The organism is Asticcacaulis sp. (assembly GCF_020217185.1).
Taxonomy (GTDB): Bacteria; Pseudomonadota; Alphaproteobacteria; order Caulobacterales; family Caulobacteraceae; genus Asticcacaulis.
In genome coordinates, this window is sequence record NZ_JAIWNX010000300.1 from 1 (window position 1) to 10,000 (window position 10,000).

At 64.7% G+C, this 10,000-nt stretch carries 9 protein-coding genes and 1 pseudogene; all 10 read right to left on the minus strand.

The genetic code is table 11. The features are described from left to right. Positions 1-96: 96 nt before the first annotated feature. Positions 97-1,449 carry a guanine deaminase gene (guaD, locus tag LDL37_RS15380; RefSeq protein WP_290799696.1) on the minus strand — a complete coding sequence of 451 codons (1,353 nt, stop codon included), beginning with the start codon at positions 1,447-1,449 and terminating at the stop codon, positions 97-99. A 60-nt stretch (positions 1,450-1,509) separates the two neighbouring features. After that, positions 1,510-2,547 (minus strand): adenosine deaminase, encoded by a 1,038-nt coding sequence (locus LDL37_RS15385; protein ID WP_290799697.1) that lies wholly within the window; start codon positions 2,545-2,547, stop codon positions 1,510-1,512. Continuing rightward, on the minus strand, positions 2,522-3,475 hold the full coding sequence (gene xdhC, locus LDL37_RS15390; RefSeq protein ID WP_290799698.1) for a xanthine dehydrogenase accessory protein XdhC: 954 nt from the start codon (positions 3,473-3,475) through the stop codon (positions 2,522-2,524). The genes LDL37_RS15385 and xdhC overlap by 26 nt, the downstream gene beginning before the upstream one ends. Further along, on the minus strand, positions 3,472-5,778 hold the full coding sequence (gene xdhB / locus LDL37_RS15395; protein WP_290799704.1) for a xanthine dehydrogenase molybdopterin binding subunit: 2,307 nt from the start codon (positions 5,776-5,778) through the stop codon (positions 3,472-3,474). Before xdhB ends, xdhC begins: the two co-directional genes overlap by 4 nt. Then, positions 5,775-7,208 (minus strand): xanthine dehydrogenase small subunit, encoded by a 1,434-nt coding sequence (xdhA, locus tag LDL37_RS15400; protein ID WP_290799699.1) that lies wholly within the window; start codon positions 7,206-7,208, stop codon positions 5,775-5,777. The genes xdhB and xdhA overlap by 4 nt, the downstream gene beginning before the upstream one ends. A gap of 15 nt (positions 7,209-7,223) precedes the next feature. Beyond that, the gene (gene uraH / locus LDL37_RS15405) at positions 7,224-7,553 is read right to left on the minus strand and encodes a hydroxyisourate hydrolase (protein ID WP_290799700.1); all 330 of its coding nucleotides are present in this window, start codon (positions 7,551-7,553) and stop codon (positions 7,224-7,226) included. After that, complete coding sequence (locus LDL37_RS15410; RefSeq protein ID WP_290799701.1) at positions 7,550-8,944, minus strand: NAD(P)/FAD-dependent oxidoreductase; 1,395 nt, start codon at positions 8,942-8,944, stop codon at positions 7,550-7,552. The genes uraH and LDL37_RS15410 overlap by 4 nt, the downstream gene beginning before the upstream one ends. Next, on the minus strand, positions 8,941-9,444 hold the full coding sequence (uraD, locus tag LDL37_RS15415) for a 2-oxo-4-hydroxy-4-carboxy-5-ureidoimidazoline decarboxylase (protein ID WP_290799702.1): 504 nt from the start codon (positions 9,442-9,444) through the stop codon (positions 8,941-8,943). The genes LDL37_RS15410 and uraD overlap by 4 nt, the downstream gene beginning before the upstream one ends. Further along, on the minus strand, positions 9,441-9,821 hold the full coding sequence (gene hpxZ / locus LDL37_RS15420; RefSeq protein ID WP_290799703.1) for an oxalurate catabolism protein HpxZ: 381 nt from the start codon (positions 9,819-9,821) through the stop codon (positions 9,441-9,443). Before hpxZ ends, uraD begins: the two co-directional genes overlap by 4 nt. Beyond that, positions 9,811-10,000: pseudogene (locus LDL37_RS15425) on the minus strand (chitin deacetylase); the annotation flags it as partial. The pseudogene LDL37_RS15425 and the gene hpxZ, both read right to left, overlap by 11 nt.

The following is a 10,000-nucleotide window of genomic DNA, read 5'->3' on the forward strand; positions in this document are numbered from 1 at the left end:
TACGTTTCGTGGCTAAAATCTTCCCTCGCCCCGCACACCGCCCGCAGAAATCGCGCACCCACATCCGGGGTCCGGGGTCAACTGACCCCGGAATCCTTATACCGATCCGACGACGCGCTCAGCCGCGACCCAGACGCGCGCAATATTGGCTTTTGAGGCCGTATAGACGATTTTTTGCAGCACATCGGCGTCGCTATCGAGGTCGTCGATCAGGCGGATCGTCCCGCTGGCGGCCTGCGGATCAATAAGCTGCGCGTCGAAATAGCGACCGGGCTCAAAACTGCCGACGGGCAGGTCTAGGGCCTCGGCTCCGCCCTTGGTGGCGAGATAGAAGGCGGTGCGCCAGTCGATCTGGCTGTCGCGGATGCCGCGGTTGTCCCAGTGCAGGCGCGCATCGACGCCGTCGTGCAGGGCGCGGGACGAGGCGACGGCCCAGCGCATATTGTCATAGATCGAGGCCGACGGCCCGCCCGAAATATCGGTGCCGAGGCCGACGCGCACGCCTTTTTCCAGCGCGCGTTTGAGGGGGAAGACGGCGTTGGAGAAGTAGTAGTTGGACAGCGGGCAATGGGCGACGCCGGCGCCGCGGTCATGGATGGTCTGCATATTGGCGTCGGAGATGAAGTTGGCGTGGGCCAGCACGGTGTGCCGTGTCAAAAGGCCGAAACGGTCCAGACTGTCGGTATCTTCGCGGCCGTGGCGATCGAGGACGTAATTGTGTTCCCAGTCGCTTTCGGAGCAGTGGGTCTGAACGTGGCAGCCGCAGCGGCGGGCGATGTCGCCCAGCCCTTCCAGCGCCGCATCGGTGCACGAGGCGATAAAGCGCGGCGTGACCACCGGCTTGACGCGCGCGCTGTTGAGGCTGCGCACATGCTCGATAAAGGCTTCGGTGCCGCGCAGGGCGGCGTCGGTGGATTCGACGTAGAAGTCCGGGCATTGCTCCGGATTGTCCATCGCCACCTTGCCGATCAGGGCGCGCTGGCCCTTGGTCAGGCAGATGTCGGCCAGCAGGCGCGTGGCGTCCTGATGCTGGGTGGCGAAATAGAGCGCCGTGGTGGTGCCGTTCGACAGGAGGTCATCCACCAGCCCTTCGTAGGCGCGGCGCGCGAATGACAGGTCGGCATAGCGCGCTTCCAGCGGGAAGGTGTGTTTTTGCAGCCAGACCTCCAGCGGCACGTCCAGCGCCTTGCCCAGTTGCGGCCACTGCGGGGCGTGGATGTGCAGGTCGCAAAAGCCCGGCAAGGCGTAGGTGCCCTCTGGTAGGGTTTCCAGCCGCCCGGCGGCGCGGTCTTCGGACAGGGCTTCGGCATAGGTCGGCGCGTCGGGGCGCAGGACCTCAAGGATGCGGCCCTCCGCGTCGCAGCGGATCAGGGTATCGCGCAGGACCTCAATGCCGCCGCAGATGGGGGCGTGGAAGAAGGTGCCTTTGAAAGAACGGGGTGTGGTCATTTTTCTTTCCTCCTCCCCTGTTTACGGGGGAGGTGTCGAGCCAGTGAACGCCCCTCTCCGCTATGCCGGGAGGGCGGTTTCAGTCGCATAGGCCTCGATTTCGTCCAGATGCTTAAACACCTCCGCATCGCTGAGGAAGGACCCCAGAAACGAATTGCGCGCCAGGGTGATCAGGTCGTCGCGATCGACCAGACCCGACGCCGCCACGGCGCGGTAGTTGTCGTTCACATAGCCGCCGAAATAGGCCGGATCGTCGGAATTGAGCGTGGCACGCAGCCCCTTGTTCAGCATGGTGCGGATGGGGTGCTGCGCCATGTCGTTGACCACGCACAGTTTGAGGTTCGACAACGGACAGACGGTCAGCGTCATGCCCAGACGCGCCAGCCGCGAAGTCAGGTGCGCGTCTTCCAGCGAGCGGTTGCCGTGGTCGATACGGTCCACCTTGAGGATATCCAGCGCTTCGTGGACGTAGTCGGGCGGCCCCTCCTCGCCGGCATGGGCGACTTTTTTGAGGCCCAGAGCGCCGGCGGCCTCAAACACGCGGGCGAATTTCGATGGTGGGTGACCGACTTCGGACGAGTCGAGCCCGACCCCGGTCAGGCGGTCGAGAAACGGCTCGGCGGCCTTTAAGGTCGCAAAGGCCGCGTCCTCATCGAGGTGGCGCAGGAAGCACAGGATCAGTTTGGAGGTCAGGCCGTATTCGGTTTCGGCCGCCTTCATGCCCGAGGTCAGGCCGTCCATCACCACCGACATCGGGATACCGCGGTCGGTATGGGTTTGCGGGTCGAAGAAGATTTCAGCGTGGCGCACGCTGTCGGCGTGGGCGCGGTCGAAATAGGCCTTGGCGAGGTCGTGGAAGTCGTCTTCCGTGCGCAGGACATCGGCCCCCTGATAGTAGATGTCGAGGAAGTCCTGAAGGTTGGAAAATTCGTAGGCCGCGCGCACCTCTTCGACCGATTTGAACGGCAGGGCGATCTTGTTGCGTTGCGCCAGCGCGAACATCAGTTCCGGCTCCAGCGAGCCTTCGATATGCAGGTGCAGTTCGGCCTTGGGCAGACCGGCGATAAAGGCGTCAAGCGACGGGAAGGGTTTGGTCATGACGGGTATCCTCGGTCAGGGTGCGGATTTTATCTGTAATTTGAAGCAACTGCGCAGCGACGGCAACCGCGATCACCTCCGGGGCCTTGCCCGTAATGCCGGGCAGGCCGATGGGGCAGGTGATACGCGCGATCTGGTCTTCGGCAAAGCCATCCTTGCGCAAACGGCTGAAGAAGCGGGCGCGCTTGGTGGCCGAGCCGATCAGGCCGATAAAGTGCGCGGGCGAGCGCAGCGCCGCCTTGGTCAGCTCGTAATCGAGCGCGTGGTCGTGGGTCAGGATCAGGGTCAGGCCGGCCCCCGTCTCGGCCTCCACGCACAGGGTCTGAGCATCGCCAATAAGCACCCCTTGCGGCACATCGGTGCGGTCATCGCACCAGCGCAGGTGAAACGGCAGGCCCTCCAGCACGCGCGCAATGGCAATGCCGACATGGCCCGCACCGAACATCAGCACCGGCGTCAAGGGTTGACCCATGCGCTCGATCAGATGATCCCCGACCACCGGCACCGGGCCGCGCGCCAACACATTGGGCACCTCTTCGCTCAGGCGGCGGCGGACCCCACCGGCGTGCAGATCGCTGCGCAAGGTAAAGCTATCAAGGCCGCGCACGGCCTCCAGCCAACCCATCTCCGCCGGGTCGAGGTGCTCGATCATCACCCGCACGCGGCCGCCGCAGCATTGCCCCAGCAGCACCCCCAACGGATAGTCCTGAATGCGCCAGGTGCCGGGGGGGTGTTTCAGGGCCAGCCGCGCCTGATCAATGCACTGAAACTCCAGATTGCCTCCGCCAATCGTACCGTAAATGGCCTTTGCCGTGACCAGCATGCGCGTCCCGGCCTCGCGCGGCGTCGAGCCTTCGACGGCCAGCAGCGAGACCATGGCCAGCGGTTCTTTATCCAACAGATCAAGGGCTTTGACGACCCAGTTCACAGCCCACTCCCCTTTACCGCCCGCAGGATACGTTCCGGAGTCGCCGGGGCATCGAGCGTCGGGCGAGGGTCACCGGTCGCCGCTGCCACCGCATAGGTCAGGGCCGAAAACACGCTGTTGGCCAGCATGAAGGGCGGCTCGCCCACGGCCTTGGAGCGGTGGATGGTCGGTTCGCGGTTGTCGCCCGCCCGCCACAGGTGGATATTCATCACGGCGGGCCGGTCGGAGGCGCAGGGGATTTTATAGGTCGAAGGGGCGTGCGTCAGAAGCCTCCCTCTGGCGTCATAGACCAACTCCTCAAAGGTCAGCCAGCCCTGCCCCTGCACATAGGCGCCCTCAATCTGACCCAGATCGAGCGCCGGATTGATGGAGCGCCCGACATCATGCAGGATATCGGCGCGCAGAACCTTATGCTCACCGGTAAAGGTGTCGATGACCACCTCTGACACCGCCGCCCCATAGGCGAAGTAGAGGAAGGGCCGCCCGGTGTGCGTCTTGCGGTCGTAATGGATTTTCGGCGTGGCGTAAAAGCCCGTGGCCGACAGCGAAATCCGGTTGAAATGCGCTAATCGGCAGACCTCGGCAAAGCCCAGCGCCTCGTCGCCCGCGCGCACCACGCCGCCTTCAAACACCACGCTGTCTGCCGCCACGCCGTTGCGCGCGGCCATCAGCCCGGCCAGCCGTTCGCGGATGGTATTGGCCGCGTTCCACGCCGCCCAGCCGTTGAGGTCCGTCCCTGAGGAGGCCGCCGTGGCCGAGGTATTGGGCACCTTGTCCGTGCGCGTTGATGTGATGCGGATGCGCTCCAGCCCCAGACCGAAGACGTCGGCGACGATCTGCGCCACCTTGGTATTCAGCCCCTGCCCCATCTCGGTGCCGCCGTGATTGAGCGCAATCGAGCCATCGACATAGGCGTGGACCAGGGCCCCCGCCTGATTGAGGTGGCTGGTGGTAAAGGAGATACCGAACTTGACCGGCGTGCAGGCAATGCCGCGCCGCAGATAGGGATGCGACGCGTTGAAGGTGTCGATTTCGGCCTTGCGCGCCTCGTAATCGGCGGCCGTTTTCAGCGCCTCAACGAGGCGGTCGGCAACGAAATCTGTCACCGCCATCTGATACGGCGTTAGATTGCGCTTCGGGCCGTAAAAGTTGGTCTGGCGCACGCTCAGCGGATCACGCCCCAGATGCAGGGCAATGGCGTCCATCACCCGCTCGATGGCCAGCATCCCCTGCGGCCCGCCAAAGCCGCGAAAGGCGGTATTGGAAACAGTATGGGTGCGGTAGCGATGCGAGACGATCTCAACATTTTCAAGGAAATAGCAGTTGTCGGCGTGGAACATGGCCCGGTCATTGATCGCCGGCGACAGGTCGGTCGAACAGCCGCAGCGCGAGGCCAGCTCCAGCCGCAGGGCCCGGATACGCCCCTCGTCATCAAAGGCCACGTCGTAGTCAGCGGTGAAATCGTGCCGCTTACCCGTAATCTGCATATCCTCATCGCGGTCGGCGCGATACTTGGCCGGGCGACCCGTCTTGGCCGCCACCAAGGCCGCCGCCGCCGCAAACAGCGAGGCCTGCGTCTCCTTGCCGCCAAAGCCGCCACCCATGCGCCGCACCTCAACCGTCACATCGGCGGAGGTGACGCCCAGAAGGTGCGCCACCAGATGCTGCACCTCAGACGGATGCTGCGTCGAACACAGAAGGTGCACCCCGCCCTGCTCCATCGGCGTAGCGACGCTGATCTGGCCTTCGAGGTAGAAGTGATCCTGCCCGCCGATCTCCAGCGCGCCTTGGATCCGATGCGGCGCGGCCGCAAGCGTGGCCATATCGCCGCGACGCATCACCTGCGACGCCTCGATCAGGCTGTGGGCGGCTTTCGCCTCGGCAATGGTCAACAGGGCGGGCAAGGCTTCGTAGTCGATGCGGCCCAGCTTCGCCGCCACACGCGCCGCCTTGGCCGAGGTGGCCGCAACCAGAAACACCGGCTGCCCCATAAACACCACTTCATCGGCGGCCAGCAGGCGGTCGTCTTTGGCCACCGGCGCAACATTGTTGTCGCCGGGGATGTCGGCGGCGGTGAAGACGGCGACCACGCCCGGCGCGGCGCGCACGGCGCTGAGGTCCAGACTTACGATCTTCGCGTGGGCGTGCGGAGCGCGACCAAAGGCCAGATGCAGCATCCCCGCCGGTTCGGCCACGTCATCGGCATAGAGGGCTGTGCCGCTGACGTGTAGGGGCGCGCTGTCGTGGGCCAGAGACGTATGGACCTTTGGGGTATGAATTTGGGGGGGGGGGCGCGTGCTCAGCCATGCGCCACCCCCAGCACATCGCCGCCTTGATTTTTAATCTCAAACCATAGTTTTTTCAGTATATTACCGGCAACAGCTAATCTATAGTCCGAAGAGCCACGCACATCGCTGAGCGGGGTGAAATCCGCGCGCAGCGCCTCGGCCGCCATTGCCAGCCGCTCCGGCGTCAGCGGGTGACCGGTCAGGACGGCCTCGGCGTGCGCGGCGCGTTTGGGGGTGCCCGCCATGCCGCCAAAGGCCAGCCGCGCGCCCTGCACCACCGCCCCGTCAACGCGCAGATGCACGGCGACGCAGACCGCCGAAATATCGGAATCAAAGCGCTTGGACAGCTTGACGATACGCACCACATCGCCGGCTTTCGGCGCGGGCACAAAGACGCTTTCGACGAACTCACCGGGCTGACGGTCCTGTTTGCCGTAGTCGAGGAAATAGGCCTCCAGCGGCAGGGTGCGGCGCGTCTCGCCCCGGCGCAGGGTCAGTTCGGCCCCCAGCGCGATCAGGGCGGGCGGCATGTCCCCGATGGGCGAGCCATTGGCGATATTGCCGCCGATGGTGCCGGCATTGCGCACCTGAACCGCGCCGATGCGGCGGATCAGTTCGCCCAGATCGGGCGACAGGTCGGCCAGCGCCGCACGCGCTTCAGAATAGCGCACACCGGCGCCCAGTAGCACGCCCTGCGGCGTCACCTCGATGTCGCGCATCAGGTGGCCGATAAAGGCGACCTCCGGCAGGGCGCGGTGTTGCTTGCTGACCCACAGGCCGACATCGGTGGCCCCGGCGATCAGCCGCACATCAGGGTTTTCGATAAGGATTTCCGCCAGATCATCGACATTGCGCGGCACATAGGCCCGCCGCGTCAGCCCGGCCAGCGGGTCTTCGTAGCTGAGGACCAACAGGGTGTCGCGGCGGAGTTTCAACAGCGCCTCACGGATGGGCGCGTCGTCAAACGGCACTGATGCCACCTGTTCGGCGGCCTTGAGGATCGGGCCGTAGCCCGTGCAGCGGCACAGGTTTCCGGCCAAAACCTCCGCCGGCTCGGCCCCCGCCGTGCCGCAAGCCCCCATCGAACGCCCGACCAGCGACATCACAATGCCCGGCGTGCAGAAGCCGCACTGCGAGGCGTGCAAATCAACCATTGCCGATTGCACCGGATGCGCGCCTTTCAGGCTTTCAACGGTCATCAGCGCCTTGCCGTCCAGCATGGGCAGGAACAGGATACAGGCATTCACCGCACGCCAGTTTAGGCGCGCGTTCTCAAGCTCGCCCACCAGCACCGTACAGGCCCCGCAGTCGCCTTCGGCGCAGCCTTCCTTGCTGCCCGTGCGCCGTGCCGTGTAGCGCAGCCAGTCGAGCACGCTTTGCGTCGGGTCGATGCCGGACAGGGTGACGATTTCACCATCGAGATAGAAGCGGAGTTTATCGGGCATGGCGTGCACTCCCCATCAGCTCCCCCTGTAGGTCGAATAACCATAGGGACTGACCAGCAGCGGCACGTGGTAATGCCCCACCCCGTCCATGCCGAAGTCGATGCCCACGCGGTCGAGAAACGGCGGTTCAGCCAGCGTGACGCCCTTACCCCGAAAATAGTCGGCCACATCGAATTCCAGCCGGTACAGCCCCGCGCTCAGGCTCAGGTCGCGCAACTCCGGGCAGCGGCCATCGGCGTCGGTTTTTCCGGCAAACAGCACTTCGCGCCCACTGAGGAGGTGCAGCCCGACCCCCTGGGCCGGGGTGCCGTGGGCCGTATCGAGGACGTGGGTCGAAAGGCTCATGAGGCGCTCCACTCGCCGACAAATTCCGGCTCATCATAGGCAAAATAGGCGTCGAGGCAGGCCGTTTTCTGATCGAGGAATAACTGATCGGCCACGGCGCTGGCCAGCTTCGGCAGGGCGTATTTCAGCCCCGACAGGGCCGAGGCCGACAGGCCGAAATTGATCAGGGCCGAATAGTTGAAGGCAAACAGGCCATGCAGTTTGGCCTGCCACTCAGGGTCGCGCCCGGTGAAGGTGAAGCCTGCGCCCAGATAGGGATGGGCGTCAAGCAGCGGGTTCCTGATCGCCTCCGGGGCCGTATAGACATCGGCCCAGCGCGCAATGCCCGGCTCCAGCCGCCGCAGTTCGGGCCGCAACGCCGGATCGGTGACCAGACCGGTGGAAATGACCAGAAAGTCGAAGGCGTGCTGGCCCTTGGGCGTCATCACCACCGCCTGCCCGCCGTCTTCGCGCACGCCTTGCCAGGGCGAACCCGTATGCAGATGGAAGCCTGCAAAGGCCGCCGCCCGATTGAAGGTGTCATTGGTCGGCGGTTGATTGAATTTGAAAAAGTGCGACATGGCGGCGTATTTTTCGCCGTCGCTGAGCGCGGCAAAGCGCGGGATCAGGCCCGCCGCCTCCATGTGCCGGATGGGATTGATACGCGGCAGGGCCTCACGCCGCACAAAGACGTGCGCTTCGGCGGCCCCGGCATCGAGCAGATGGTGGGCATTGTCAAAGGCCGAGGCCCCGCCCCCCAAAATGCCGATACGCTTGCCTTTCAGCGCCGCCACGTCGATGGCCTCAGAGGTGTGGGCGTAGAGGTGACGCGGCAGGCCCCTGATCATCTGCGGCGTATGCCAGCCGCCGCCGCCCTGAATCCCGGTGGCCAGAATGACCTTGCGCGCCAGATAGTTGCCATCCGAAGCGTGTACGCGGAACAGGCCGTCTATGGGCTCGATATCGCTGACCCGCACGCCGTTTCTGACCGGCAGGTCCAGCACGCGGCGGTACCAGCGCAGATAGGCCATCCAGTCGCCCCGCGGAATCTTGTCAAGCCTCGCCCAGCCTTCGGCCCCGTGCTGCGCCTCCCAGAAGGCGCGGAAGGTCAGGGAGGGGACGCCCATATCTATCGAGGTGATGCCCTTGGGCGTGCGCAGGGTCATCATGCGGGCATAGGTTTCCCACGGCCCTTCAAAGCCTTCGGCGCTCTCATCGAGGATCAGCAGGTTGTGGATGCGCTCGCGCTTCAGCGCGAAGGCGGCGCTGAGGCCCGACTGCCCCCCGCCGATGATGATGACGTCGTGCACCGGACCTTCCGGATGCGTCGCCGGGCTCAGCCAGTCGCTGCCGGGATAGCACAGCGCCTCAAGATCGTGCCGAACGCGGGCATTATGGGCTTCGAGGCTCATGCGCCCTCCACATCTTTGAGGCGCAGCCAGACGATCTTATCCACCTCAGCCAGGGCCGTGCTAAACTCTGTCTGCGGGTCGTTGCCGAGCCGCGACTCCATCGCTGCAAGGATATCCGCCTTACCCCCGGCCAGCCGCACACAGAGGATAAAGGGGAAACCAAAGCGCGCCTCATAGGCGGTGTTCAACTCATGAAACCGCGCAAATTCGGCCTCCGTCAGGGCATTGAGCCCCACCGATGCCTGTTCCGAAGCCGACTCCTTCGTCAGACCGGCCTTCACCTGCGCCTTGTCGGCCAGCTTGGGGTGGGCGCGCAGCAGGGCCAGTTGCGCCTCCGGCCCGGCGTGCGCCACCACCTTCATCAACCCGGCGTGCAGGGCCGCCAAATCTTTGAACGGCCGCATCGTCTCGGCCTGCGCCACGATCCACGGGCTGTGTTCGAACAACAGGCCAAAGCGTTCGATAAAGGCTTTGCGAGTCAATTGGTTGAAATCACTCATGACGTCGCCCCCTCAATCGACACATGCGCCGACACCACCTTCCAGCCGTCGGCAAAACGCACCCAGGCCTGAGACTGACGCCCCCTCCGGTCGGAATTGTCCCAGAAAAACTCAGCATGGGCGGTGGCGAAGGCGTCGCCATAGACGGTGATTTCGACCCGTCCCAGTTTGCGCTGCGGCGAGCCGCCCCGGCCTTTGCGGAAGGCGCGGATGGCGTCGATGCCATACAGCACCTCACCCACGCCAAAGCGGATGGTTTCCGGTGCCTCACGAAACAGGCGGTCCATGGCCGGGATGTCGTCGGCCATCAGCGCCGCCTCATAGGCGTAGAAGGCGTCGGTCACCTCTTTCAGGAAAACAGGATCATTAAGCTGCATAGGGATGCACCTTCAGCCAGTGACGGGCGATGTCGATGCGGCGCGCCACCCACACCTTGTCGTGGCTCAGCACGTAGTCGAGGAAGCGCGCCACGGCGGCAGCCCGCGCCGGCTTACCCGCAATGCGCCCATGCAGGCCAATGGACATCATGCGGCTGCCCTCGGCGTACAACTGATCG

What these genes read in the sequence shown, in the direction of transcription:
- uraD (WP_290799702.1), bottom strand. Translation starts at nt 9,444, where the DNA reads ATGAGTGATTTCAACCAATTGACTCGCAAAGCCTTTATCGAACGCTTT.
- guaD (WP_290799696.1), bottom strand. Translation starts at nt 1,449, where the DNA reads ATGACCACACCCCGTTCTTTCAAAGGCACCTTCTTCCACGCCCCCATC.
- LDL37_RS15410 (WP_290799701.1), bottom strand. Translation starts at nt 8,944, where the DNA reads ATGAGCCTCGAAGCCCATAATGCCCGCGTTCGGCACGATCTTGAGGCG.
- LDL37_RS15385 (WP_290799697.1), bottom strand. Translation starts at nt 2,547, where the DNA reads ATGACCAAACCCTTCCCGTCGCTTGACGCCTTTATCGCCGGTCTGCCC.
- uraH (WP_290799700.1), bottom strand. Translation starts at nt 7,553, where the DNA reads ATGAGCCTTTCGACCCACGTCCTCGATACGGCCCACGGCACCCCGGCC.
- xdhA (WP_290799699.1), bottom strand. Translation starts at nt 7,208, where the DNA reads ATGCCCGATAAACTCCGCTTCTATCTCGATGGTGAAATCGTCACCCTG.
- hpxZ (WP_290799703.1), bottom strand. Translation starts at nt 9,821, where the DNA reads ATGCAGCTTAATGATCCTGTTTTCCTGAAAGAGGTGACCGACGCCTTC.